Origin of the sequence: Pseudoflavonifractor sp. An176 (genome assembly GCF_002160435.1) — a bacterium.
Lineage (GTDB): Bacteria > Bacillota > Clostridia > Oscillospirales > Oscillospiraceae > Enterenecus > Enterenecus faecium.
In genome coordinates this window covers 1-25500 of record NZ_NFKO01000016.1, presented here as the reverse complement: position 1 = coordinate 25500, position 25500 = coordinate 1, and the positions used below count along the sequence as shown (strand labels likewise).

The following is a 25500-nucleotide window of genomic DNA, read 5'->3' as shown; positions in this document are numbered from 1 at the left end:
CCCGTTTTCTGGAAGAGCGCTTTTTGCGTATATTGATTAAATATTCCAGGCGTTTCGGAAAAACTGGAACCGATTGGGAGTCTTTCTCGTGGTTATCACCAATTTCTCAGAATGTTTTCACAAATTTGTATTGTTGTAAACCTAGAAATGAATAGTTGTTCGTACATTTACTTGACATTTGAGATTTTGTTGGTATACTGAAATCACAAAGCACCGAACGGCAGCGGAACAAAACATCTGCCCCGGTGGAACAAGCGAAATATTTGAACGGAGGTCACTACAATGAAGAAGAAATTACTTGCACTGTCCTTGTCCCTGGCCATGGCGTTCTCCCTGGCAGCTTGCGGCGGCAACGGAGGCACCGCAAACTCCAATACTCCCGCTGGCGACGGCTCTGACGATGGGCCGATTCAGGTGGGCTTCGCTCAGGTGGGACACGAGTCCGACTGGCGCACCGCTTCCACCAAGTCCGCTCAGGACGTGTTCTCCGAGGAGAACGGCTACGAGCTGTCCTTTGTGGACTGCGACAACGACTCCGCTGTTCAGCTGGATGCTGTGCGTAACTTTATCCAGCAGGGCATGGACTACATCATCATTGACCCCATCGTGGATACCGGCTGGGACGCAGTGCTCACCGAGTGTGAGGACGCTGGCATTCCCGTCATCATCATCGACCGTACCATCACCGACTCCGACAAGTACACCGCCTGGGTTGGCTCTGACTTCAAGGTTGAGGGCCTGGCCTGCGGCGAGTGGCTGAAGGCATTCGCTGCCGATAAGGGGATTGAGGAGATCAATGCCCTGGTGATCGAGGGCTCCACCGGTGCTTCCGCCACCATCGGCCGTACCGATGGCTTCAAGGAGATCGCCGACCGTGAGGGCTGGACCATTCTGGATTCTCAGAGCGGTGACTTCACCGAGGCTGGCGGCCAGGAGGTCATGGAGTCCTACTGCCAGAGCTACAAGGGCCAGTTCAACGTGGTGATCTGCCAGAACGATAACGAGGCTGCCGGTGCCATGACCGCCATGGATGCCGCTGGCGTCAGCTACGGCGTGGACGGCGATGTGATTCTGGTTTCCTTCGATGCCAACAAGCCCTATGTCCAGCTGGTTATGGACGGCAAGATCAACGCCAACTTCGAGTGCAACCCCATGGCCGCACCCATGGTGGATGAGATCATCAAGCAGCTGGAGAACAACGAGACTCCTGAGAAGGAAGTGTACGTCACCGAGTCTTGGTTCGCCGCTGAGGACAACATCAAGACCATCACCGTCAACGGTGAGGAGCAGGAGATGGTCCACGTGACCCAGGAAGTCTTGGACGCTCGTCCCTACTAAGGATTTTCCGGAAAAACTCCATAGAAAATAAACATCCAGGGGGACCCCGGCACTTCCCGGGGTCCTCTTTTCAACCCAAAACTCTGTGAGGTGAACCACTTTGGAAGGTAATATCGTACTCACTGCCCGAGGCATCACCATGACCTTTCCCGGCGTTAAGGCGCTGGACGGGGTGGACTTGACCCTGCGTAAGGGTGAGATCCACGCCCTGATGGGAGAAAACGGTGCAGGAAAATCCACCCTCATCAAGTGCCTGACCGGCATCAACGATTTTGAGGCCGGAGAGATCCGCATTGACGGCATTGACGGGCCGGTGAAGAACCACTCTACTTTGGATGCCCAGAAGGTGGGCATCTCCACCGTGTATCAGGAGGTCAACCTGTGCCCCAACCTCAGCGTGGCCGAGAACCTGTACATTGGCCGTGAGCCCAAGACTTTCATCGGTACCATTGACCGCAAGAAGATGTACCGGAAGGCCGAGGAACTGGTCAAGCGTCTGGAAATTGACGTGGATGTGTACCAGAACCTGGAGAACTACTCCCTGGCCATCCAGCAGATGATCGCCATCGCCCGTGCGGTGGATATGGATTGTAAGGTTTTGATTTTGGACGAGCCCACCTCTTCTCTGGACGACGTGGAAGTGGACAAGCTCTTTGTTATGATGAACCAGCTCAAGCAAAATGGCGTGAGCATCGTCTTCGTCACTCACTTCCTGGAGCAGGTATACGCCGTGTGTGACCGGATTACCGTGCTGCGCAACGGTACCTTTGTGGGTGAGTACCCTGTGGACGAGCTGCCCCGGGTCAAGCTGGTGGCTGCCATGATGGGTAAAGATTTCGATGATTTGGCCAGCATTAAGCCGGAAGGATTTGATACCCTCAAGGACGCTCCCATGCAGATTGAGGCACAGGGGCTGAGTCACAAGGGTACCATCAAGCCCTTCGATTTGAACCTGCGCAAGGGAGAGGTGATTGGCCTGACCGGCCTGCTGGGTTCCGGCCGTTCCGAGCTGGCCCGTGTGATCTACGGCGCGGACAAGGCCCAGACCGGTACCTTGAAGGTGGCGGGCAAAGAGGCCAAGATCAACCAGCCCATTGATGCCATGCAGATGGGCATGGGCTTGCTGCCCGACGACCGCAAGGCTGAGGGTATCATCGGCGACCTGTCTGTGCGTGAGAACATCATCTTGGCCCTTCAGGCCAAGCGTGGTATGTTCCACCTGATTCCCCGGGCACAGCAGGACAAAATGGCCGACCACTACATCAAGATGCTCCAGATTAAGACCGCCTCTCGGGAGACTCCCATCAAGCAGCTGTCCGGCGGCAACCAGCAGAAGGTGATTTTGGGCCGCTGGCTGGCCACCGACCCGGATTTCCTCATTCTGGACGAGCCCACCCGTGGTATCGACGTGGGCACCAAGACCGAGATTCAAAAGCTCATCATCCACCTGGCCCAAGAGGGCAAGAGCATTATGTTTATCTCCTCTGAGATCGAAGAGATGCTGCGTACCTGTAACCGCATGGCGGTGCTCCGTGACGGTGCCAAGGTGGGCGAGCTGGAGGGCGAACTGACCCAGGAGCGGGTTATGAGTGCCATTGCAGGAGGTTTTGACGAATGACAACTCTCAAGAAATTTTCCCGCCAGCAGCTGTTCCTTCCAATCGTGTGCGTGCTGCTGGTGCTGGCCGTAAACATCGTGTACGATGTGGCAAACGGCGATGTATTTTATAACTTTTTCAAGATTTCCATGACCAACGGCATTTTCCAGGGCCGTCTGGTAAACATCCTCAACCGTGGCAGTGAGGTTGCCATTCTGGCCATCGGTATGACGTTGGTGGTCTCCGCCTCCGCCGGTACGGATATTTCCGTGGGCTCGGTGATGAGCCTGTGCGCCTCCTTCTGCTGTATGCTCATTGCCGGATTCGGCGTTTCCTCTGTGGATTCCGTCACCCCCGCCTCTCTGGCTCTGGGCTTTGCCGGTGCCATCCTGATGGGCTGCCTGTGCGGTGCCTTCAACGGCGCTCTGGTGTCCTACTTGGGCATTCAGCCCATGGTGGCCACGCTGATTCTCTGGTCGGCGGCCCGTGCCATCGGCCTGCTGCTGTGCAACAACCTGATTGTGTATGTGCGTGTGCCTGAGTACGGCGTGCTGGGTGGCTACCTGTTCGGCATTCCCACCCCCCTCATCGTGGTGATCGTATGCGTGCTCATTACCACCCTGCTGCTGAAGTACACGGCCCTGGGTCTGTACATCCAGTCGGTGGGTATCAACAAGCGGGCCAGCCGCATCGCCGGCCTGAACTCCAAGCGCATCATCTTCCTGTGCTACCTGGTGTGCGGCCTGTGCGCTGCCATCGCTGGCCTGGTGGCTTCCTCCCGAATCACCAGTGCAGACTCCAACAACATCGGCTTGAACATGGAGCTGGACGCCATCCTGGCCGTGGCTCTGGGCGGCAACGCCCTGAGCGGCGGTAAGTTTAACCTGGCTGGCTCCATCATCGGTGCCTATACCATTCAGGCCATTACCACCACGATGTACAACCTGGGCGTGTCCACCGAGGTCACCCCTGTGTTCAAGGCTGTTGTGGTAATTATTATCGTGGCCATCCAGGCACCCCCTGTGAAGGCCTGGTTCAACAAGCGCAGTGCCGCTAAGGCCGCTGCCAAGAAGGAGGTGGCCAAGGTATGAGCAAGAAACCTGCCAATGCCTTGAAAAGCGTCAAAGAGATGAACAGCAACACCATGTTGCTGATGATCACCATTATTTTGTTCTTTGTGCTCTATGCTGGCGGCTGCGTGGCCTATGCCAGCAGAGGATTCCTCACCGTTCAGACCTTCCTCAACGTGCTGCGCAGCAGCGCCGGCCTGATCTGTGTGGCCAGCGGCATGACCTGCGTCATGCTCACCGGCGGCATTGACATCTCGGTGGGCTCTCTGGTGGCTCTGGACTGTATGATTCTGGCCTATGGCATGACCGAGATGAACATGAGCGCTCCTGTGGCTGTGATTCTGGTGCTGGTGCTGGGCCTGGTCTTTGGCCTGGTGCAGGGCTTCTTCATCGGATACCTGCAGATTCAGCCCTTCATCGTCACCATGGCTGGTATGTTCTTCGCCCGCGGCATGGTGGCTGTCATCTCCACCGCCCAGCTGTCCATCACCAGCGGTGCCTTCTATGATCTGGCTACCTTCCGCATCTACCTGCCCTTCGGCGGCACCATCAACCGGGCTGGAAAGATGATTATGCCCTACTTCGGCGTGGGTGTTATCATCGCTGTGGTGGTGCTGATCCTGGTGTTCCTGATGCTGCGTTACACCAAGTTTGGCCGCTCCCTGTACGCGGTAGGCGGCAATGAGCAGTCCGCTGCCATGATGGGTCTGAACGTGAAGCGGACCAAGATGATGGCCTATGTGCTCTGCTCTCTGCTGTGCTCCATCGGCGGCATTTGCTACTTCCTCAATACCACCAGCGCCAGCGTCAACCAGGCCACCGGCTTGGAGATGGACGCCATCGCCTCCGCGGTTATCGGTGGTACGCTGCTGACCGGTGGTGTTGGTAACGTCATCGGCACCCTGTTCGGCGTGCTCATCAACGGTACCATCGCCAGCATCGTGCAGTTCAACGGTAAGCTGGCCAGCTCCTGGCCCAACATTCTCACCGCTGCCTTGCTGTGCTTCTTCATCGTGCTGCAGAGTGTGTTTGCCCTGCTGAAAAACCGCAAGAAATAAGTTTGAAATTTCTCACAGGAGGGTTGCTCCATGGATATGAAAGAATTTCTCGCAAACGGTCAGGCCTGTCTGGGCATCGAGCTGGGCTCCACCCGCATCAAGGCGGTGCTCATCGGCCCTGACCACGCCCCCATCGCCTCCGGCGACCACAGCTGGGAGAACCGCTATGAGGGCGGCTACTGGACCTACTCCCTGGAGGACGTGTGGGCCGGGCTGCAAGACGCCTACGCCCACCTGTCCGCCGATGTGGAAGCCCGCTACGGGGTGAAGCTGACCCGTGTGGCCTCCATGGGCTTCTCCGCCATGATGCACGGCTACCTCCCCTTCGGCCATGAGGGCCAGCTGCTGGCCCCCTTCCGCACCTGGCGCAACACCACCACCGGGCAGGCCGCTGAGATTCTCAGCGAGCGGTTCAACTTCAACATTCCCCAGCGCTGGTCCATTGCCCACCTGTACCAGGCCATCCTCAACGGCGAGGACCACGTGCCCGATGTGGCCTTTATCACCACTCTGGCAGGCTACGTGCACTGGAAGCTCACCGGGGAGAATGTCCTGGGTGTGGGCGACGCCAGCGGCGTGTTCCCCATTGACTCCAACACCTGCGACTACGACCAGGCCATGGTGGACAGCTTTGACGCCCTGGTGGCCGACAAGGGTTACTCCTGGAAGCTCCGGGATATCCTGCCCCGGGTGGCGGTGGCTGGCGACAACGCCGGAACCCTCACCGCCGAGGGCGCCAAGCTGCTGGACCCCACCGGGACCTTGCAGCCCGGCGCCATCCTCTGCCCCCCCGAGGGGGACGCTGGCACCGGCATGGCCGCCACCAACGCCGTGGCCAAGCGCACCGGCAACGTGTCGGCGGGTACCTCGGTGTTCTCCATGATCGTGCTGGAGAAGCCCCTGAGCCGCCGCTACGAGGAGATCGACATGGTCACCACCCCCGACGGGGCTCCCGTGGCCATGGTCCACTGCAACAACTGCACCAATGAGATCAACGCCTGGGCGGAGGTCTTCTCCGGCCTGCTCACCGCCCTGGGCCATGAGGTGGACAAAAACGCCCTGTACACCGCCATGTTTACCTCCGCCCTGGAGGGCAAGGCGGACGGGGACGGGCTCCTGCTCTATAACTACCTGTCCGGCGAGCCGGTCACCGGCCTCAGCGACGGCCGGCCCCTGCTGGTGCGTGGCCCCGAGGCGCACCTGAACTTTGCAAACTTCATGCGCACCCAGCTCTATTCCGCCCTGGCCACCTTGAAGGTGGGCCTGGACATTCTGGGTGAGGAGCATGTGGCGGTGGACCGCCTCATGGGCCACGGCGGTTTCTTCAAGACCCCCGTGGTGGGCCAGCGCATTCTGGCCGCCGCCGCCAACAGCCCCGTAGCCACCATGGAGACCGCCGGAGAGGGCGGACCCTGGGGCATGGCCCTGCTGGCCGCCTATGCGGTACATAAGGCCGATGGCCAGTCCCTCCAGGACTACCTGAACACCCAGGTCTTTGGCGACCAGAAGGTGTCTGTGGTGGAGCCTCAGGCCGAGGACGTGGAGGGCTTCACCAACTTTATGGTGCACTACAAGGCGGGCCTGGCTGTGGAGCGGGCCGCCGTGGAACACGTATAATAAAAACTTGACATAACGGAGGTTATGAACATGAACAACAAAGAATTTTGGTTTGTTGTGGGCAGCCAGTTCCTGTATGGCCCCGAAGTGCTGGAGATCGTGGATCGCCGTGCCGCCGAGATGGTGGACACCCTCAACGCCACCGGAAACCTGCCCTGCAAGCTGGTATACAAGGTCACTGCCAAGACCAACAAGGAGATCGCCGACGTGGTGAAGGCTGCCAACTATGACGACAACTGCTGCGGTATCGTCACCTGGTGCCACACCTTCTCCCCCTCCAAGATGTGGATCAACGGCTTTGTCAACCTGCAAAAGCCCTACTGCCACCTGGCCACCCAGTACAACCTGGAGATCCCCAACGAGGAGATCGACATGGACTTCATGAACCTCAACCAGGCTGCCCACGGCGACCGGGAGCACGGCTTCATCGCCGCCCGCCTGCGCATGCCCCGCAAGGTCATCGCCGGCTACTGGAAGGACGAAGAGGTCCAGAAGCGTCTGGGCCGCTGGATGCGCACCTGCCTGGGCGTGGACTTCTCCCGCAACCTGAAGGTCATGCGCTTCGGCGACAACATGCGGGAAGTGGCCGTCACCGAGGGCGACAAGGTGGAAGTGCAGGCCAAGCTGGGCTGGCAGGTGAACACCTGGGCCGTGGGCGATCTGGTGGAAGTGATGAACCAGGTCACCGACGCCGAGATCGACGAGCTGATGGAGGTCTACAAGGCCAATTATGATATCGCCACCGACAACGTGGAGGCCATTCGCTACCAGGCTCGGGAAGAGATCGCCATGAAGAAGATGATGGATGCAGAAGGGTGCAAGGCCTTCTCCAACACCTTCCAGGATCTCTACGGCATGGAGCAGCTGCCCGGCCTGGCCAGCCAGCACCTGATGGCTCAGGGCTACGGCTACGGCGGCGAGGGCGACTGGAAGGTGTCCGCCATGACCGCCATCATGAAGGTCATGGGTGAGAACGGCAACGGCGCCTCCGGCTTCATGGAGGACTACACCTACCACCTGGTGCCCGGCCACCAGTACTCCCTGGGCGCCCACATGCTGGAGGTGTGCCCCTCTCTGGCCTCTGCCCGGCCCCGCATTGAGACCCACCACCTGGGCATCGGCATGAACCGCAAGGACCCCGCCCGCCTGGTGTTCGAGGGCAAGGAAGGGGACGGCATTGTGGTCTCCCTCATCGACATGGGCGGCCGCCTGCGCCTGATCTGCCAGGACATCCACTGCGTCAAGCCCATCATGGACATGCCCAACCTGCCCGTGGCCCGTGTCATGTGGACCGCTGAGCCCTCTCTCACCACCGGTGTGGAGTGCTGGATCACCGCTGGCGGCGCCCACCACACCGTCCTCAGCTACGACGTCACCGCCGAGCAGATGAAGGATTGGGCCAACATCATGGGCATCGAGTTTGTCCACATCAGCAAGGATACCACCGTGGAAGGCCTGGAGAAGGAGCTGTTCTGGAACGACCTGGCCTGGAAGCTGAAGTAATCAGCCATACGCAATCATACATGATTCCTTCCTCCCTCAAACCTGTGCCCCAGGGGTGTGCGTGGCACGCCCCTGGAGCCAATCCGGCAAAGAAGTCCACGGACTTCTTTACCAAAAGGATTGCATGAATTTGTCTATGCCCCAAGGGTGCGTCTGGCATACCTCTGGGGTTTTCTGATATGAAAAGGAGTTTGAAACTATGACCGCAGCTGAAAAAAAGCAACTGGCGGTGACCGCCTGCAAGGTGCGTATGGGTGTCATCGAGGGCGTCCACGCCGCCAAGGCCGGACATCCCGGCGGCTCTCTGTCCGCCGCCGACCTGTTTACCTATCTCTACTTTAAAGAAATGCGCATCGACCCCGCCAATCCCCGCTGGGAGGATCGGGACCGCTTTGTTCTCTCCAAGGGCCACACCGCCCCCGGCCTCTACGCCGCTCTGGCCAACCGGGGCTACTTCCCCGTGTCCGACCTGCTCACCCTGCGCCAGATTGGCAGCCACCTCCAGGGCCACCCCAACATGAACCTGACCCCCGGTGTGGATATGTCCACCGGGTCCCTGGGCCAGGGCCTGTCCGCTGCCGCTGGCATGGCCAAGGGCGCCAAGTTCCTGGGCAAGGACATCAACGTCTACAGCCTGCTGGGCGACGGCGAGCTGGCCGAGGGCCAGATCTGGGAGGCCACCATGTTTGCCGCCCACTATAAGCTGGACAACCTGTGCATCATCGTGGACATCAACGGCTTGCAAATTGACGGTCGCACCTGCGACGTGATGAACACCGAGCCTGTGGATGCCAAGTTCGCCGCCTTCGGCTGCGACGTGGTGAAGGTGAACGGCCACGACTTCCAGGAGCTGGAGGACGCCTTCGCCAAGTTCCACGCCAACCACGGCACCGGAAAGCCCACCGCCATCCTCATGAAGACAACCAAGGGCAAGGGCGTGTCCTATATGGAAAATCAGGCCGGGTGGCACGGCAAGGCCCCCAACGACCAGGAGTATGAGCAGGCCATGGGCGAGTTGAAGGCCCAGCTGGCAGAAGTGGAGGGGATGTAACATGGCAGACGTGAAGAAAATCGCAACCCGTGAGAGCTACGGCAACGCCCTCAAGGAGCTGGGCGAGACCCACGCCGATCTGGTGGTGCTGGACGCCGACCTGGCCGGGGCCACCAAGACGGGCATCTTCAAAAAGGCCTTCCCGGACCGCCACTTCGACTGCGGCATTGCCGAGGCCAACATGGTCAACGTGGCTGCGGGTCTGTCCACCATGGGCCTGGTGCCCTTCGCCGCCACCTTCGCCATGTTCGCCGCCGGGCGGGCCTATGAGCAGGTGCGCAACACCATCGGCTACCCCCATCTGAACGTGAAGATCGGCGCCACCCACGGCGGTATCTCCGTGGGCGAGGACGGCGCATCCCACCAGTGCTGTGAGGATTTCGCCCTCATGCGCACCATCCCCGGCATGACCGTCATGTCTCCCGCCGACGACGTGGAGGCCCGCAAGATGGTGAAGGCCGCCTACGAGATGGAAGGCCCCGTATATATGCGCTTTGGCCGTGCTGCGGTTCCCGTCATTCACGACGAGGACTATGAGTTCCAGATTGGCAAGGGCGAGGTGCTCACCGATGGCACCGACGTGGCCATCATCGCCAACGGCCTGCTGGTGGCTGAGGCTTTGGAGGCCGCCGAGACCCTGGCCCAGGCCGGTATCTCCGCCCGGGTCATCAACATGGCCACCATCAAGCCTCTGGACGAGGAGCTGGTGCGGAAGGCCGCAAAGGAGTGCGGCAAAATCATCACCTGTGAGGAGCACAACGTGCTGGGCGGCCTGGGCGAGGCCGTGTGCGGCGTGCTGGCCGAGCAGTGCCCCACCCCCGTGCGCCGCATCGGCGTCAACGACGAGTTTGGCCACTCCGGCCCCGCCGGAGCCCTCCTCAAGCAGTTCGGCCTGTGCGCCGACCACATTGTGGAGGTGGCCCGGGACTTCGTGGGTAAGTAAAAAATTGCTGCTACCATTTTCTCCCCTGCCTGCGGGCAGGGGAGATTTTTTGTTTTTCTCTCCTATGCCAAAATAGTTTTTAGTAAAAATATGCCTGACAAAAAACTGGAATTGGAAACATTTCCAATTGAATTTCAGCGATTTTTCAGAGTTTTAAAGAAAACATACCACTTTGTACAATTTCACATGGATGCGAAATGGAATCTCTTGTGTTTTCGCATAAAGCATGTTACACTTATCCTGCGTATTTGTGCAGAGGGGTGTTTTGCGCCCTTCGGCACGCCGGACCGGATTTTTACCGGGAATGAAAAGAAGGAGGAATATCATGTTCCAAAAGAAACGGCTGCTTGCAGGCGCTTTGGCCCTGGTGATGGGCGCAAACCTGGTAACGGTTGGCGCATTCGCCCGTGGCGAGAGTCGCTCGACCAGCACACAGACTTCCTCTCCTGAGGAGACGGTCTACGTCAACACCTACGGCGGGGACAGCCGCACTGTGGACTTCAATGACCACTGGCGGTTCAACCTGGGCAGCGGCGACGCAGACCCCAACTACAACGACTCCTCTTGGCGGGACGTGGATCTGCCCCACGACTACAGCATCGAGCAGGAGTACAGCAAGAGCGGCGAGGCTGAGAGCGGCTACTTGCTGGGCGGCACCGGCTGGTACCGCAAGACCTTCTCCATCACCCCTGAGTGGAAGAACAAGGTCGTATCTGTCAATTTCGGCGGCGTGTACATGAACGCCACCGTGTACCTCAATGGCCATGAGCTGGGCTTCCACCCCTATGGCTATACCTCTTTTGCCTTCGAGCTGCCCCAGGAGTACCTGAACTATGAGGGCGACAACGTGCTGGCCGTGAAGGTGGAGCACCAGACTCCCTCCAGCCGTTGGTATTCCGGCAGCGGTATCTACCGCTCCGTGCACCTGACCGTCACCGATCCCGTGCACGTGGACCGCAACGGTACTTACATCACCACCCCCAATCTGGCTGACAGCCAGGGCAAGGACGGCACCGTGAACGTGGTCACCACCGTGGCCAACCAGAGCGGTGAGGCCGCCAACGTGGTGGTGCGTCAGAGCATCTACGAGCTGGGCGGCGAGCAGTCCGTGGCTTCTGTCACCGGCGAGACCGTCACCGTGGACGCCAACTCCACCAAGGACGTGACCCTCACCACCAAGGTGGACAGCCCCAAGCTGTGGGACACCGACAACCCCAACCTGTACACCGCCGTCACCGAGGTGCTGGTGGACGATCAGGTGGTGGACACCTATACCACCGAGTTCGGTTTCCGCTGGACGGAGTTCAACAACACCACTGGTTTTGAGCTCAACGGCGAGCCCACCCGTCTCAAGGGCGTGTGTATGCACCACGACCAGGGCGCTCTGGGCTCCGAGGCCTGGTACCGCGCCATCGAGCGCCAGGTGGAGATTCTGAAGGAGATGGGCTGCAACGCCATCCGCGTCACCCATAACCCCGCCGCTCCTGAGCTGGTGGAGATCGCCAACCGCAAGGGCATCATGCTCATCGACGAGGCCTTCGACACCTGGACTCTGCCCAAGAACGGCAACACCCAGGACTACTCCAAGTGGTTCAACGTGACCATCGCCGAGGGCAACAACATCCTGGGCGGCGAGACTGGCATGACCTGGGCTGAGTTCGATGTGAAGGCCATGGCCAACCAGGACAAGAACGCCCCCTCCGTCATCATGTACTCCCTGGGCAATGAGATCTTCGAGGGCGTATCCTACGCTGGCTACAGCAACTATCCCACCATCGCCCAGAACCTCATTGACTGGATCAAAGAGGTGGACACCACCCGTCCTCCCACGTTTGGCGACAACAAGCTCAAGGAGAACTGGGACATCGCCAACAAGGTCGCCGCTGTGGTGGCCGAGAATGGCGGCATCATCGGCTACAACTACTCCACCGCTGCCCACCTGCAGACTGGTGTGAGCAAGGGCTGGCTGGTGTACCACTCTGAGACGGCCTCTGCCGTCACCAGCCGCGGCGTGTATGACCGCAAGGGCAACCGTGTGGATGTGGGCGGCGACCGCCTGCTGACCTCCTACGACAAGAGCACCGTGGGCTGGGGCGCCGTGGCGGCCGATGCCTGGTGGCGTGTGCTCCAGCTGGACGCCTCCATGGGCGAGTTTGTGTGGACTGGCTTTGACTACATCGGCGAGCCCACCCCCTGGAACGGCACCGGCACTGGCGCTGTGGGCGGCTGGCCCTCTCCCAAGTCCTCTTACTTCGGCATCATCGACACCAACGGCCTGCCCAAGGACAGCTACTATCTGTATCAGAGCCAGTGGAACGAGGACGTGACCACCCTCCATGTGCTGCCCACCTGGGACGAGGACGATGTGTCCAAGGACAGCAACAACAAGGTGGAAGTGGTTGTGTACTCCGACGCTCCTGTGGTGAAGGTCTACCTCAACGGTGAGGAAGTGGGCACTGCCACCTCCACCGTGACCACCACCGATGCCGGTTACACCTACCGCACCTTTACCTCCGGCACCGGCACCTATACCCAGAAGTCCGGCTATGAGAGCCTGTATGCCACCTTCATGGTGCCCTATGCCGCTGGTACTCTGGAAGTCAAGGCCTTTGACGAAAATGGCGACCAGATCACCGAGACCGAGGGCCGCAGCGTGGTGAAGACCACCTCCGGCGCCTCTCAGCTCACCCTCTCCGCTGACCGTGATTCCATCGTGGCCGACGGCGACGACCTGAGCTACATCACCATCGACATCAAGGACGCCAACGGCAACCTGGTCAACACCAACGACGTGAACGTCCAGCTCTCCATCGAGGGCGAGGGCACCATCGTGGGCGTGGACAACGGCCGTCAGATCGACCACACCTCTTATCAGAGCCTGTCCCGCAACGCTGCCGCTGGCCAGCTGGTGGCCATCGTGCAGTCCACCGACAAGGCCGGTGAGTTTACCGTCACCGCCACCGCCAACGGCGTGAAGGCTGGCTCCGTCACCGTCACTACCACTCCTGTGAAGGACGAGGGCGGCAACAACCCCGTCATCAGCTATGACATCTCCCGCTATCACTATGTGAAGGTGGGCAACGCCCCTGTTCTGCCCGACACCGTGGAGGTTACCTACAAGGACGGCTCCACCAAGGAGCTGGGCGTGACCTGGAACGCCTACAACGAGGACCTCATCCAGGAGGTTGGCGCCTTCACCATCAGCGGCGTCATCGATGAGGTGAACGTCACCACCACCGTCAACATCAACATGCTGGACCAGGTGGCTGCTCTGCTCAACTACTCCGCCGCCGTGCGTAAGGACGGACAGGTCACTCTGCCCGCGTCCCGTCCCGCTGTTCTGGCTGACGGCACCATCCTCAACGCCGAGTTCCCCGTGGAGTGGAACGTTCCCGAGGACCTCACCGCCACCGTGGGCACCAAGACCGTGCAGGGCACCAGCCAGGTGTTCGGCGAGGAGATCTCTGTCACTGCCTCCATCCGTGTGGCTGAGGGCGACGTGACCATCGGCAACAACGTGGCCGCCAACGCCGCCGAGCTGACCCAGGACATTCCTGCAGAGCTCCAGAGCGACACCCTGGAGGCCATCCGGGACGGCTCCACCGAGGTGGACCCCAACCTGGATGGTGGCCCCAACGAGAGCACCTGGAGCAACTACGACTCCGCTCAGGCTGGCAACAAGTCCGCTTCTATTGCTTTCCGCTATGACACCGCTCAGTTCCTGGGTCAGGTGGTGCTGTACTTTGCCACCGACAGCTTCTCCGCTGCTCTGCCCTCTGATGTGAAGATGGAAGTCAGTGGCAACGGCATTGAGTGGACCACTCTGGACATCACCAAGGGTGAGGCCACCAATCCCCACACCAACGTCACCCGCATCCCCTACACCTTCGAGCCCCAGGATGCCGTGAACTTCCGCATCACGGTCACCAACAAGGAGGGCGATCCCGCTTCCGCCGCTTCCTCTTACTGCGTCAGCCTCACCGAGGTGGAGCTGAACCTGGCTCAGACCAGCTTCCCCATCAACAGCTCTGACGCCCTCACCGGCATCACCGTCAACGGCAAGGCCTGGAACGACAGCCAGCTGGCTGCCCGCACCTATGACACCCAGGCTCTGCTGGTGGATACCCTGGAAGTGGACAACGGCAACAACGTTGCCTACACCGTCATCCCCGCCCACGACAACGTGGTGAAGATCCTCACCGAGTCTGAGGACCACGCCACCCGTGGCACCTACACCATCAATCTGGCCGTCAGCGGCTCCACCAACAACGATCCCACCGATGGCAGCCGTGACTACGACTACACCAAGACCACTGCCACCGCTGCCAGCCAGCAGCTGCCCCAGTCCGGCAGCGAGGGCCCTGTGGAGCTGGCTTTGGACAACAACTCCACCACCTTCTGGCACACCAAGTGGAGCGAGTATCTGGAGAACAGCCCGGAGAAGCGCTGGATTCAGCTGGAGCTGGCTGAGGCCACCGTGCTGGACGCTGTGCGTTACCTGCCTCGTCCCGCTGTGGCCAACGGTATTGTCACCGAGTACCGGGTGGAAGTGAGCATGACCGGCGAGGACGGCTCCTGGACCACCGTGGCCACCGGCACTTGGGGCCACAACACCGATTGGAAGATCGCCGTGTTCAATGAGCCCGTGGAAGCCAAGTTCGTGCGTCTGTACGGCGTGCAGACCCGCGGCGGCACTGGCGACGTGGCCAACCGCTTCATGTCCTGCGCCGAGCTGCGCGTGCGTGTGGCCGAGGAGAAGATCGACCTGTCCGACGCCACCGTCACTCTGGAGAAGGACGTGTTCGCCTACACTGGCTCCGCCATTGAGCCCATGCCCACCGTGGTTCTGGGCGACAAGACCCTGAAGTACGGCGTGGACTTCGCTGTGGACTACGCCAACAATGTGGAGCCCGGCACCGCCACCCTCACCGTGCGTGGTATCGTGGACTACTCCGGCACCGTGGAGAAGACCTTCACCATCACCAAGGACGTGGAGCCCACTCCCGAACCCACTGTGGAGCCCACTCCTGAGCCCACCGTGGAGCCTACTCCCGAACCCACTCCTGAGCCCACCCCCGAGCCCGGCGATGTCAACAAGACTCTGCTGGAGAAGACCGTGGCCTATGCCGACACCCTGTCCACCGACGGTGTCACCGACACCGCCAAGAAGGCCTTTGAGGACGCTCTGGCCAACGCCAAGACCGTTCTGGCCAAGACCGACGCCACCCAGGACGAGGTCAACGCCGCTTGGAACCAGCTGCTGGAAGGCATCTGGGGCCTGGGCCTGGTTCAGGGCGACAAGGACGAGCTGAACAAGCTCATCGCCAAGGCTGAGGACATGATGGCCAACGCCGACAAGTACGTGGAGACCAACTGGCAGCAGCTGGTGGACGCTCTGGCTGCCGCCAAGGAAGTGGCCGCTGACGGCGACGCCATGGACTCCGACATCAAGCCTGTGGCTCAGGCTCTGCTGGACGCCATCCTGGCTCAGCGCTTCAAGGCCAACAAGGACATCCTGGAGGATCTGCTGGCTGAGGCGGAGACCGTGGACACCACCGGGGCCAGCGAGGCCGCCGTGGCCGCCTTCCGCACCGCTCTGGCCAACGCCAAGGCCGTGATGGCCGATGCCACCCTGTCCGTGGACGACCAGGCCAAGGTGGACGAGGCCGTGGCAGCTCTGAAGTCCGCCATGGAGGGCCTCACCGCTGGTGGTGCTCCCGAGACCACCGACAAGCCTGAGGCTACCGATAATCCCCAGACCACTCAGAAGCCCGACGCCACTCAGAAGCCTGAGGGCGAGAAGCCCGCTCCGACCGGCGACACCAACAACGTGATGGTGCCCGTGATCGTGGTGGTTGTCTGCGTGGTGGCTCTGGTGGCTGTGGTTGTGGTTGCCCGTAAGCGCAAGCACTAATTCACAACCCGCTGAGCACAAAACCTCATAGGGAACCGAACACCCCCGGACCGATTGGTCCGGGGGTGTTTTTGCGTCTGGGGATACTCCGCTGCCCCCGGTGGATTCCAGGCCCAATGCCTCCCTTGTGTAAAGGGAGGTGGCCCGGCGTCAGCCGGGTCGGAGGGATTGACTTTCTCCGAGGACTCGGGTCCGGCTTGCCAGCCTGGCAGGGACGCTCCGCTGGGGTGACTTTCTGCCGCCAGAAAGTCACCAAAGACCGCCAAAGGCGGGGCCTTCCCCCGCCTTGTGGAATCCACCCCGCGGTACGGGGTGCCCCTGCGTCCTCCTCTTTTCGGCCCTTGGTTCGGCGGGGTCACATAGATGGCATGGCAGTTCTTTTGTAAGTGTCAGCTTCTACGACAAAGAAAACTTCTACTTCCAGGGCCTTACCCTGGTGTGCGGCGTTTCCGCCGCCGAAAGTCCGGCTTCCGGTGATTGCCAGACTCAAAGCCTCCCTTGTGTAAAGGGAGGTGGCCCGGCGTCAGCCGGGTCGGAGGGATTGACCTTCTCCGATTTCTCAGGCGCACCCTTGCGCCCTTGCCAGGGACGCTCCGCTTATGCCCGATTTCTCCCCGATGAGAAATCGGGGAAAGAATCGCCAAAGGCGGGGCCTTCCCCCGCCTTGTGGAATCCACCCCGCGGTACGGGGAGCCCCTGCGTCCTCCTCTTTTCGGCCCTTGGCCTGGTGGGGTCACATAGATAGCGTGGAAATCCTACAGATAGTACCTACTCCTCTGACAAACAATACGTCTATCACCAGGGCCTTACCCTGGTGAGCCGCTGTTTCCAGCTATCGGCGGTATGGCTCTCGGCGGCGGAAACGCCGCTTCTCCGGGGTGAGGCCCTGGAAGGAGAGGCACCATCTCACAGAGAAGGGGGCGCTTTCCATAGACTTGCCAGGCCACCCATGTGACCCCACCAGGGCCTGGGCCGACCATAGGATTGACGCAGTTCCAGCCTGGTACCCCAAGGGAGGTCCTTAGGGGGGAACGCCCTAAGCGGGTTTTGGTTCCTTTTGCCCGCCCAAAAGGAACCCCCAGCGGGGAGCGTCCCCACCAGGCTGGCAAGCCTGAACGAGGCCTGTTAGAAGAACAACCCCCTCAGTCTCGTCGGTGCGGACTGAGTATCCCTCGCCTCGCCCCTGGGAGGCGGGGCAAGTCTCGCTCACACCGTCGCACCTCCTCTCCCCACCAAACCCGCTTGCGCTGGGCTTTGGCGGGGACCCCATAATGCAGCCAGCTCCCCTTGCACAGGGGAGCCTTTGGGCATGGTATGGCCCCCAGCGGAGCGCGTCTCCCCTCGCCAGGGGAGCAACTTTGCACCAGAGAAATGGGAGAAGAACCATCTTCTCCGCTTGCCAGCGCCTTTTTCAGGCACAAATAAAAAAAGGCTCCGGGGCACCGCTGCCCCGGAGCAAAAAGAAAGAAGAAAAAGGAGAAATGAAATGAAAAGAAGAAATCACTCTTGCTTGCAAGAATAAGGATACCCGCAATTCATTACAAATATTCATGTCCAATTGTTACAAAAGAATGAAATATTTTCCTATCTCTTCATCCGCCGAATGTCGTCCCCGTAGAAGGTCAGCTCCTGGTAGGCACCCGCCAGCCGGGACACCACCTGTGGAGTGTACCGGGCGGAAATCTGCTCCATGGACAGATTGGTGGAGATGATGGTGTGTTTGCCCCCTTGCAGGCGACTGTTCACCACCTCGTACAGGGTGGACTGGGCCAGGGGAGTGGTGAGCTCGCTGCCCAAATCGTCCAGGATGAGCAAGTCACAGTTCAGATACCGCCGGGTGTCGTCCCGGGCCTGCCGCTCCTGGCCCAAATCCCGGGAAAACTTCTTGGCCTCAAAGGTGGAAAACAGGCTGATGGCGGTGTCGTACACCACCGAGTACCCACGCCCCGACACCTCCCGGGCGATGCACCCGGACAGGAAGGTCTTGCCCAGTCCGGTGCCGCCGGAGAGCAGCAGGTTGTGGAGGGGATAGTCGGGGAAGCGGCGGGCGAAGCCCTCGCACACCGTTACCACCCGCTTCATGTTCTCCCGGGGGGAGCGTTTCCCCTCCCAGGGCTGGTCGGAGTACACATCCAGGCGCAGGCGGTCGAAGTTCTGCTCGTCGGTGAGGTTCAGAAGGGCGGTGAGGGCCTTCATCTGCTCCTGGGCACACAGCTCCTTGAGACAGGTGCACATCTCCGCCCCTGCCCATCCACTGTCCCCGCATTTGGTGCAGGCGGGGGTGGGGTCCAGGGCGTCGGGCTCATAGCCCAGGGTGTGCAACAGCTCCGCCCGCTGGGCCTGGAGCTCCAAGTTGCGCCGCCGAATGTCGGCAATCTCCGGGCCGTCGGCCTGGATGGGCTTGCCGGAGATGGCCAGCCCCGCCAACTCCGCCATGGTGCCCCCAATGGCCCGGTCCAGCTCCCTCAGCCGGGGCTGGCGGCGGTAGAGCTCCTGTTCCAGGTCCCAGCGGCGGCGCTCCCGAATCTCCTTCCGCCGGGCCAGCCGGGCAGAGGCCCGCTGGACAATGGCTGCATCGTAGGACATTTAGTTCCCACCTTTCTCCTGTTCCTGCAAGAATTGGTCCAGCCAGTCCGCCTGCTGCTGGATGCGGCTGGCGCTGGGCTGGTAGTTCTCCTGGGGCCTGGCCCCCTGGGTCTGGGGCTGGGCCTTGCGGGTCTGCCCGCCCCGCTCCTGCTCCACCTGCTGGGGGGTGGTATAGCCGGACTTTTTCCAGGACTCCAGAATTTTATTCACATAGGGCCAATTCATTTTCCCCTTGCGGTAGATGGTGCGCTCATAGGCCAGGTGAATCATCTCATCCGAGAAGCCCCACTGGACCCAGCGGTGGATGTACTCCCGCTCCTTGTCGATGGCAGGCCGCTGCTGGGTGACCCCCACGGCGGACAGCACCCCCCATTCCCGCTGGTCGATGCTCTCCTGGTCGCGCAGGTATTCCTCCGCCCGCTCCACCGTGGTGATGCCCAGCCGCTTCCACCGGAAGGCCTCTCGCTTCACCTCGGTCATCCGGGGCAGGGGGGAGGCGTCCCCCTTTTGGCGGCGGCTGGCGCGGACGACGTACCCGGCCAGCATGAAGATGACCTCCACAGGCAGGGCCAGATAGTCGTAGATGGTGTACAGGCTCTTCAAGTCGGTGTCCGAGAACACCCGGCCCAGCAGCCGCTCCATCTCCCGGGACAGCCCATAAAAGCTCTGTTCCCGCTCCAGGGCGTCGGCGATGTCCCCGCGGGTGTATTCCGGGGGGCGGTCGTCCTGCACCGGGGCGGCCTGAGGGGCAGGGGAGACACCGGGGCAACTGCCCTGGGCCAGCCCCATGGCGGTGAGCCGGGCAAAGGCGGCGCTCATGCGGCCGGGGTCCCACCCCAGCTGGGTGGCGGCCTGGTCCGGGTTGCTCCCCGCCTGGAGCAGGGCCAGATATAGAAGGGCGCAGTCCCCGTCCCCTGCATCCACCAGACGGCGGGCGGCCTGGGCGGTCATGGACAGCACCTCATTGGGCAACAATAGCACGGACATGGGACTCACCTCCTTGTTTTTTCTCGTGTACCGTCTATTTTACATGAAATCCCCGAACCTGACAACAGAAAAATCCCGGCAAGTCCAGAGACTGCCGGGATTTCATGGGACCAGTTACAAAAACTGTGCAAACACCGAGGCGGACACCACGGTGAGCACCCCCGCCACCGCAATGGCCAGGCTGCTCATGGCGCCCTCCACCTCCCCCAGCTCCATGGCCTTGGCGGTGCCAATGGCGTGGGCGGAGTTGCCCAGGGCCAGGCCTTTGGCGATGGGGTGTTTGATGCGGAAGATAGAGAAGATGAAATCGCCAATGACATTGCCCAAAATTCCCGTGACAATGATGACGGCGGTGGTGATGGCCACCACGCCCCCCAGCTCCCGGGACAGCTCCATGCCGATGGCGGTGGTCACCGACTTGGGCAGCAGGGTCACATACAGCTGGTGGTCAAGGCCAAAGAGCACCGACAGGGCCAGAATGCCCAGCCCTCCGGCGATGATGCCCGCCCCCAGGCCGCAGAGAATGGCCAGCCAGTGGGTTTTCAGCAGCTTCAGCTGCCGATACAGGGGCACCGCCAGGGCCACCGTGGCGGGCGTGAGCAGGTAGGACAGGTACTGAGCTCCCTCGTAGTAGTCGTCATAGGGAATATTCAGGGCCTTGTTGAACAGGATGACACAGCAGATGGCAATGAGCAGGGGATTGAGGATGGCCAGGGCGAACTTGCGCCGCAGCAGCAGCCCCACCTCATAGGCGATGAGGCTCACACCCACCCCGAAAAACAGGGAATTACCCAGAAACTCAGTCATGCTTCTCCCTCCATTTCATGACAAACTGGGTCACATGACCCGTGACCACCATCACCAGCACCGTGGTGAGCACCATGATGACCAGCATGGGCACCAGCACGCCGCGCAGCTGCTCCCAGCTCTCGGTGAGCCCCACGGCGGCGGGCACGAACATCACCGGCATGATCTCAATGAGAAAGTCCGAGGCCCGCTCCACCTGGTCCAGGCGGAGAATCCCGGTGCACAGGCACAGAAGCATCAGCACCAGGCCGTACACGCTGGCCGGAACCGGCAGAGGCAGCAGGGCGTGGAGCCCTTCCCCCACCAGGGACAGCAGCAGAATGATGAGAAATTGACGCAATAGTTTCAAGGAGACCCCTCCAAGCATGGAAATATACGTTCCAAATAGTAGCCTTCCCGGCCCAAGTTGTCAATCTTCAAAGTGTATAAAACCCCAACGCTTCGGTTCCATCTTTCTTGCCAGATTCCCCCGATTCCACCTTGACAGGGGAGGTGGAGGTGTGTATACTTGTATTAAGTCAATAATACAAGGAGGTGGACGGATGGGTTGGAATGTAGAGGGCAGCGGCCCCATCTGGATGCAGCTGCACCGGCAGCTGATGCAGCGGATTTCCTCGGGAGTGTATCCCCGGGGGAGCAAAATTCCCACCGTTCGGGAGCTGGCCGCCGAGGCTGGGGTGAATCCCAACACCATGCAGCGGGCGCTTTCTCAGCTGGAGGCGGACGGACTGGTGGTGACCAACCGGACGGCGGGACGCACCGTCACCGAGGACGGGGAAGTGCTGGCCAGAATGTGCCGCCAGCTGGCCCGAGAGCAGATTCAGGCCTATTTTGACGGCATGAAGCGGCTGGGATTTACCACTCAGCAGGCCAAAGAGTTTGTGCAAACCTGGAAGGAGGAAGAGAGATGAACCAAGATCTGATTGTATGTCAAGGGCTGGGCAAGACCTTTTCCCACACCAAGGCCCTCACCGATGTGAATCTGAACATCGGGCGAGGAAAGCTGGTGGGGCTGCTGGGGCCCAACGGCTCGGGCAAGACCACCCTTATCAAGCTCATGTGCGGGCTGTTGCAGCCCAGCTTTGGGGAGCTGACCATCAACGGCTACACCCCCGGGGTGGAGACCAAGGCCCATGTGAGCTATCTGCCCGACCGGATGTACTTTGCCGACTGGATGAAAACCCGGGATTTGGTGGACTTTTTCACCGACTTTTACCCGGATTTTGACTGGAAGAAGGCCAACGAGATGTGTAAGAGCCTAAAAATTGCCCCCACCGACCGCATCAAGTCCATGTCCAAGGGCACCAAGGAGAAGTTGCAGCTGTGTCTGGCCATGAGCCGCCAGTCCTACCTGTATCTGTTGGATGAGCCCATCGCCGGGGTGGACCCGGCAGCCCGGGACTTTATTCTCAACACCATTCTGACCAATTATAACCCCGAGGCCACCGTGCTCATCTCCACCCACCTCATTGGAGACGTGGAGCGGGTGCTGGACGAGGTGGTGTTCCTCCAGCAGGGCCGGGTGTTGGGCCACGAGGCCGTAGACGACATCCGGGCCCGGGAGGGCAAGAGCGTGGACGACGTGTTCCGGGACATGTTCCGGGCCAATCCTCAGGGAGGTGACTACTATGCTGGCTAAACTGCTGAAATATGACTTCAAAGCCATGTTCAAGATTTTCCTGCCCCTGTGGGGGGTGCTGCTGGTGGTGTCCGGGGTCAATCGGCTCATTTCCGGCTCCCCTCTGGCCGAGGGGGGCGGCATGGGCATCTTCACCTCGCTGTTGGGTGTGATGTATGTGCTGCTCATCATGGCGGTGATGGTGGTGACCACCGTCATCATCATTGCCCGGTTCTACCAGGGCCTGTTGAAGGATGAGGGCTACCTCATGTTCACCATTCCGGTGAAGCCCTGGCAGCTGCTGGCCTCCAAGCTCATCAGCGCCATGGTGATCTCCATCATCAGCGGCGTTGTGGCCCTGGCCTCGGTGGCCATCATCGCCTATTTCCCGGAGATGGGCCAGGTGCTGGCGGAACTTTGGAAGATGGGCATGAAAAATGTTCCCAACTTCCTGCCCCTGGTCATTTTGTTGGTGGTCTCCCTCTTTGTGGGTATCATCTGCTCGGTGTCTCAGGTGTATGCCTCCATGGCTCTGGGCCATCTGGCGGGCAGCCACCGGGTGGGCTTTGCCGTGCTGGCCTTCATTGTGCTCAGTGTCATCTGGTCCACCGTGGGCTCCGTCATCGGCCTGTTTGGCTATCCTGATCTGACCTCCACCATGATTAGCATCAATGAGATTGAGGTGTCGGTGGATGTGGCCGGGATTTCCAATGTTCTGTTGACAGCCACGGTGTGGGGCCTGATCCTGGACGTGGTGCGCTGCGTGGTCCACCTGGGCATCACCAACTACATCCTCAGCCGTCGGCTGAACTTGGAGTAAACCATCCGAGAGAGGAGTTTTCCCCATGCAGTTGATTCTTGACCAAATTTGCAAGTCCTTCGGCACCAAAGAGGTGCTGAAAAACGCCAGCTTTACCTTTGAACAGGGAAAGATTTACGGCCTGTTGGGCCGCAACGGTTCGGGCAAAACCACCCTGTTCAACTGCCTGTCCGCCGAGTTCCCCGCCGACGGGGGCACGGTGTCCCTGGTGGACGAGTACGGCCAGACCCGCACCCCCAAGCAGGGGGACATCGGCTATGTGCTGTCCACCCCGGTGGTGCCGGAATTTCTCACCGGCACCGAGTTTGTCAAGTTCTTTCAGGAGATTTCCCAGGACAAGAGCGGCCGCACCCCGGACCAGTGGCTGGAGCTGGTGGGGCTGGAGCCCGACGACCGAAACCGGCTCATGCGGGGCTACTCCCACGGCATGAAGCACAAGATTCAGATGCTGTGCTTCCTCATCGGCAGACCTCCGGTGATCTTGCTGGATGAGCCCCTCACCAGCTTTGACGTGGTGGCGGCTCTGGAGATGAAAAACCTGCTGCGGGAGATGAAAGGGGACCATATCATCCTCTTTTCCACCCACATTCTCCAGCTGGCCCAGGATTTGTGCGATGAAATTGTCCTGCTCCACCAGGGAGAGCTGGAGGGGGTGGACAACGCCAAAATCCATACTCCGGAGTTTGAGTCCTACATCGTGGACCTGCTCACCCAGGAGGAGGACGGGGAGGAGGTGGCACCGTGAACCTCACCTGTGCCTCCCAGATCTACCGCATCCGCTCAGCCATAGCGGGCAATCGGCTGGTGTACTGGCTGGGCCGGGTGCCCCTCTTGAAGCGGATTTTCACCGACAAGCTGTACGCCGCCACCGAGGGCAAGCTGGTGCTCTCCATCCTGGTGTCCCTCTATCGGGGAGTCACCGCCCTGCTGGGTAAGGCCATCTACCTGGCCCTCATTTGGCTGGTGCCTATGTCTCTGGCGGATGTGAAGTTCTTGTCTCCCGACGGGTTTGCCATGTCGGTGTGGATTTTCTTCTGGCTCAGCTTTGTGGCGGGTACCATGATACAGCCCATATCCGTGGAGCCCTCCCAGCTGAAGTACACCTGCGTGCGCCAGATGGGCATGGACGCCACCCAGTACCAGACCACCGAGATGGTCACCCACCACCTGGCCATGTTTGCGGGCTTCACCCCCTTCCTCCTGCTGTGGGGCGGGCTCACCGGGGCGGGGGTGCTCCGGGGGCTGCTGCTCTCTCTGGCCCTGGCCGGGGTGCGTATGATGGCCGAGTGGTTCCACCTCATGCTGTACGCCAAGTTCCACGCTCTGCCCAGCGGCAAGGTGGGGTACATCCTGGCCTTGACGGTGGCCTGCCTGGCCCTGGCCTATCTGCCCATGCCCTTCGGGGTTATCCCGGCCCTGGACCAGGTGCTGCTCTATCCCGCCACGGTGACCCTGCTGTTTGCCCTGGGCAGCCTGTGCGCCCGGGCCATCTCCCGCTACCCCTGCCACTATGAGCTGATTTTGGAGACCTGTCGGGCGGACAAGATCCCCGGTCAGGCCGCCGTGAAAAATGCCAACCAGGCCCAGTTTGAGCAGGTGAAGCTGCGGGACAGCGATTTGGACACCCGTGTGGACTTCTCTCACCTCCACGGCTGGCGGTATCTCCAGGCGGTGTTTTTCCGCCGCCACCGCCGGATGCTCCTCAAGCCCTTCTTTGTGGTCCTGGCCATTTTGGGAGGACTCACCGTGGTGGGATGTGTTGGAATCGTGTGGTTTCGGCTCCAGGGGCAAGAGCAGGAGATGGGGGAGGTGCTCTCCTATGTGACCAAGTCTTTGCCCATCTGTGTGTTCCTGCTGTACCTCATGGACAACACCGTGGGGGAGCGCATCTGCAAGGCCATGTTCTATAACTGCGACCTGGCGCTGCTGCGCTACGGCTGGTACCGGGAGCGGGACGCCATTTTGAAGAACTTCTTCCTCCGCTGGCGAATGCTGTGCGGGGTGAACCTGCTGCTCAGCGGTGCCGTGTGCGTGATGTTTGTCCTCCTCACCTTCCTGGGCGGGGGGCGGCCTCCGGTGGGAGAGTTTATCCTGTTTTTGCTGGCCCTTCTGTCCCTGGGTGTGTTTTTTGCCACCCACTCCCTGGGCTTGTACTACCTCTTCCAGCCCTACACCTCGGATTTGGACACGAAAAACCCCATATTCAAATTGTTGAACATCGCCATGTATGCGGTGTGCTGGGCGCCCTCACAGATCAAGAGCACGCCTACCTGGTTTGCCCTGCTGGTGTTCGGGGTGACCGCCGTGTACTCGGTGGGGATGCTGGCGCTGGTGCTGCGCCGGGCACCCAAGACCTTTAGAGTGAAATAACAGCCTGCCGGAGAGATGCTGCGTGCGTCTCTCCGGCGGTTTTTTATATCCCTTGGGCAAAGGAAGGGGGGTGTCCGTCTAACCACCCAAGGTTCCGGCTTGCCAGCCTGGCGGGGACGCTTCCCGCTGGGGGTTTCTTTTGAGCGGGCAAAAGAAACCAAAACCCGCTTAGGGCGTTCCCCCCTAAGGACCTCCCTGGGGTACGAGGCTGTCCATGCGTC

18 protein-coding genes are annotated in these 25500 nt (G+C 60.7%); 14 read left to right on the top strand and 4 right to left on the bottom strand.

The features are described from left to right. The first annotated feature begins 282 nt into the window (after positions 1-282). The 9 genes from B5F12_RS07925 to B5F12_RS07885 all read left to right on the top strand — a co-directional run bounded on the left by B5F12_RS07925 (position 283) and on the right by B5F12_RS07885 (position 16091). Positions 283-1338 (top strand): ABC transporter substrate-binding protein, encoded by a 1056-nt coding sequence (locus B5F12_RS07925; protein ID WP_087232886.1) that lies wholly within the window; start codon positions 283-285, stop codon positions 1336-1338. 139 nt (positions 1339-1477) lie between these two features. Further along, positions 1478-2956 (top strand): sugar ABC transporter ATP-binding protein, encoded by a 1479-nt coding sequence (locus B5F12_RS07920; protein WP_343219395.1) that lies wholly within the window; start codon positions 1478-1480, stop codon positions 2954-2956. After that, entirely contained in the window at positions 2953-4026 is a 1074-nt protein-coding gene (locus B5F12_RS07915) for an ABC transporter permease (RefSeq protein WP_087232880.1), read from the top strand. The genes B5F12_RS07920 and B5F12_RS07915 overlap by 4 nt, the downstream gene beginning before the upstream one ends. Then, positions 4023-5063, top strand: a complete 1041-nt coding sequence (locus tag B5F12_RS07910) for a sugar ABC transporter permease YjfF (RefSeq protein WP_087232877.1) — start codon at positions 4023-4025, stop codon at positions 5061-5063. The genes B5F12_RS07915 and B5F12_RS07910 overlap by 4 nt, the downstream gene beginning before the upstream one ends. Before the next feature lie 30 nt (positions 5064-5093). Beyond that, positions 5094-6680, top strand: coding sequence for an FGGY-family carbohydrate kinase (locus B5F12_RS07905; protein ID WP_087232874.1), 1587 nt, complete (start codon positions 5094-5096; stop codon positions 6678-6680). A 24-nt stretch (positions 6681-6704) separates the two neighbouring features. After that, the gene (gene araA, locus B5F12_RS07900; protein WP_204210583.1) at positions 6705-8183 is read left to right on the top strand and encodes an L-arabinose isomerase; all 1479 of its coding nucleotides are present in this window, start codon (positions 6705-6707) and stop codon (positions 8181-8183) included. 199 nt (positions 8184-8382) lie between these two features. Beyond that, on the top strand, positions 8383-9234 hold the full coding sequence (locus B5F12_RS07895; RefSeq protein ID WP_087232867.1) for a transketolase: 852 nt from the start codon (positions 8383-8385) through the stop codon (positions 9232-9234). A gap of 1 nt (position 9235) precedes the next feature. Then, a complete protein-coding gene (locus tag B5F12_RS07890) occupies positions 9236-10177 on the top strand; it encodes a transketolase family protein (RefSeq protein WP_087232864.1) in 942 nt (313 codons plus the stop codon). Between the two features lie 325 nt (positions 10178-10502). Next, entirely contained in the window at positions 10503-16091 is a 5589-nt protein-coding gene (locus B5F12_RS07885) for a discoidin domain-containing protein (protein WP_158096779.1), read from the top strand. Between the two features lie 1584 nt (positions 16092-17675). Here B5F12_RS07885 and B5F12_RS07880 read toward each other — a convergent pair. The 4 genes from B5F12_RS07880 to B5F12_RS07865 form a co-directional block, all read right to left on the bottom strand. Then, positions 17676-18677, bottom strand: a complete 1002-nt coding sequence (locus B5F12_RS07880) for an ATP-binding protein (protein ID WP_087232858.1) — start codon at positions 18675-18677, stop codon at positions 17676-17678. Continuing rightward, positions 18678-19664 (bottom strand): DnaD domain protein, encoded by a 987-nt coding sequence (locus B5F12_RS07875; RefSeq protein WP_087232855.1) that lies wholly within the window; start codon positions 19662-19664, stop codon positions 18678-18680. A gap of 114 nt (positions 19665-19778) precedes the next feature. Continuing rightward, a complete protein-coding gene (locus B5F12_RS07870) occupies positions 19779-20471 on the bottom strand; it encodes an LrgB family protein (protein WP_087232852.1) in 693 nt (230 codons plus the stop codon). Continuing rightward, a complete protein-coding gene (locus B5F12_RS07865; RefSeq protein ID WP_087232849.1) occupies positions 20464-20820 on the bottom strand; it encodes a CidA/LrgA family protein in 357 nt (118 codons plus the stop codon). Before B5F12_RS07865 ends, B5F12_RS07870 begins: the two co-directional genes overlap by 8 nt. 193 nt (positions 20821-21013) lie before the next feature. Here B5F12_RS07865 and B5F12_RS07860 point away from each other — a divergent pair, with 193 nt between their 5' ends. From B5F12_RS07860 to B5F12_RS07840, 5 genes are read left to right on the top strand one after another with little or no spacing between them, the layout of a single operon-like run. Next, complete coding sequence (locus tag B5F12_RS07860) at positions 21014-21382, top strand: GntR family transcriptional regulator (RefSeq protein WP_087232845.1); 369 nt, start codon at positions 21014-21016, stop codon at positions 21380-21382. Beyond that, positions 21379-22110: an ABC transporter ATP-binding protein gene (locus B5F12_RS07855; RefSeq protein ID WP_087232842.1), complete on the top strand. Its 732-nt coding sequence runs from the start codon at positions 21379-21381 to the stop codon at positions 22108-22110. Before B5F12_RS07860 ends, B5F12_RS07855 begins: the two co-directional genes overlap by 4 nt. After that, on the top strand, positions 22100-22909 hold the full coding sequence (locus tag B5F12_RS07850) for a hypothetical protein (RefSeq protein WP_087232839.1): 810 nt from the start codon (positions 22100-22102) through the stop codon (positions 22907-22909). Before B5F12_RS07855 ends, B5F12_RS07850 begins: the two co-directional genes overlap by 11 nt. 25 nt (positions 22910-22934) lie before the next feature. Continuing rightward, positions 22935-23654, top strand: coding sequence for an ABC transporter ATP-binding protein (locus B5F12_RS07845; RefSeq protein ID WP_087232836.1), 720 nt, complete (start codon positions 22935-22937; stop codon positions 23652-23654). After that, a complete protein-coding gene (locus B5F12_RS07840; RefSeq protein WP_087232833.1) occupies positions 23651-25279 on the top strand; it encodes a hypothetical protein in 1629 nt (542 codons plus the stop codon). Before B5F12_RS07845 ends, B5F12_RS07840 begins: the two co-directional genes overlap by 4 nt. The last annotated feature ends 221 nt before the right edge of the window (positions 25280-25500 follow it).

Coding starts and splice junctions, on each gene's coding strand:
- B5F12_RS07925 (WP_087232886.1), top strand. CDS start 283: ATGAAGAAGAAATTACTTGCACTGTCCTTGTCCCTGGCCATGGCGTTC.
- B5F12_RS07915 (WP_087232880.1), top strand. CDS start 2,953: ATGACAACTCTCAAGAAATTTTCCCGCCAGCAGCTGTTCCTTCCAATC.
- B5F12_RS07860 (WP_087232845.1), top strand. CDS start 21,014: ATGGGTTGGAATGTAGAGGGCAGCGGCCCCATCTGGATGCAGCTGCAC.
- B5F12_RS07870 (WP_087232852.1), bottom strand. CDS start 20,471: ATGACTGAGTTTCTGGGTAATTCCCTGTTTTTCGGGGTGGGTGTGAGC.
- B5F12_RS07910 (WP_087232877.1), top strand. CDS start 4,023: ATGAGCAAGAAACCTGCCAATGCCTTGAAAAGCGTCAAAGAGATGAAC.
- B5F12_RS07895 (WP_087232867.1), top strand. CDS start 8,383: ATGACCGCAGCTGAAAAAAAGCAACTGGCGGTGACCGCCTGCAAGGTG.
- B5F12_RS07875 (WP_087232855.1), bottom strand. CDS start 19,664: ATGTCCGTGCTATTGTTGCCCAATGAGGTGCTGTCCATGACCGCCCAG.
- B5F12_RS07850 (WP_087232839.1), top strand. CDS start 22,100: ATGCTGGCTAAACTGCTGAAATATGACTTCAAAGCCATGTTCAAGATT.
- B5F12_RS07890 (WP_087232864.1), top strand. CDS start 9,236: ATGGCAGACGTGAAGAAAATCGCAACCCGTGAGAGCTACGGCAACGCC.
- B5F12_RS07920 (WP_343219395.1), top strand. CDS start 1,478: ATGACCTTTCCCGGCGTTAAGGCGCTGGACGGGGTGGACTTGACCCTG.
- B5F12_RS07885 (WP_158096779.1), top strand. CDS start 10,503: ATGTTCCAAAAGAAACGGCTGCTTGCAGGCGCTTTGGCCCTGGTGATG.
- B5F12_RS07905 (WP_087232874.1), top strand. CDS start 5,094: ATGGATATGAAAGAATTTCTCGCAAACGGTCAGGCCTGTCTGGGCATC.
- B5F12_RS07880 (WP_087232858.1), bottom strand. CDS start 18,677: ATGTCCTACGATGCAGCCATTGTCCAGCGGGCCTCTGCCCGGCTGGCC.
- B5F12_RS07845 (WP_087232836.1), top strand. CDS start 22,935: ATGCAGTTGATTCTTGACCAAATTTGCAAGTCCTTCGGCACCAAAGAG.
- araA (WP_204210583.1), top strand. CDS start 6,705: ATGAACATGAACAACAAAGAATTTTGGTTTGTTGTGGGCAGCCAGTTC.
- B5F12_RS07855 (WP_087232842.1), top strand. CDS start 21,379: ATGAACCAAGATCTGATTGTATGTCAAGGGCTGGGCAAGACCTTTTCC.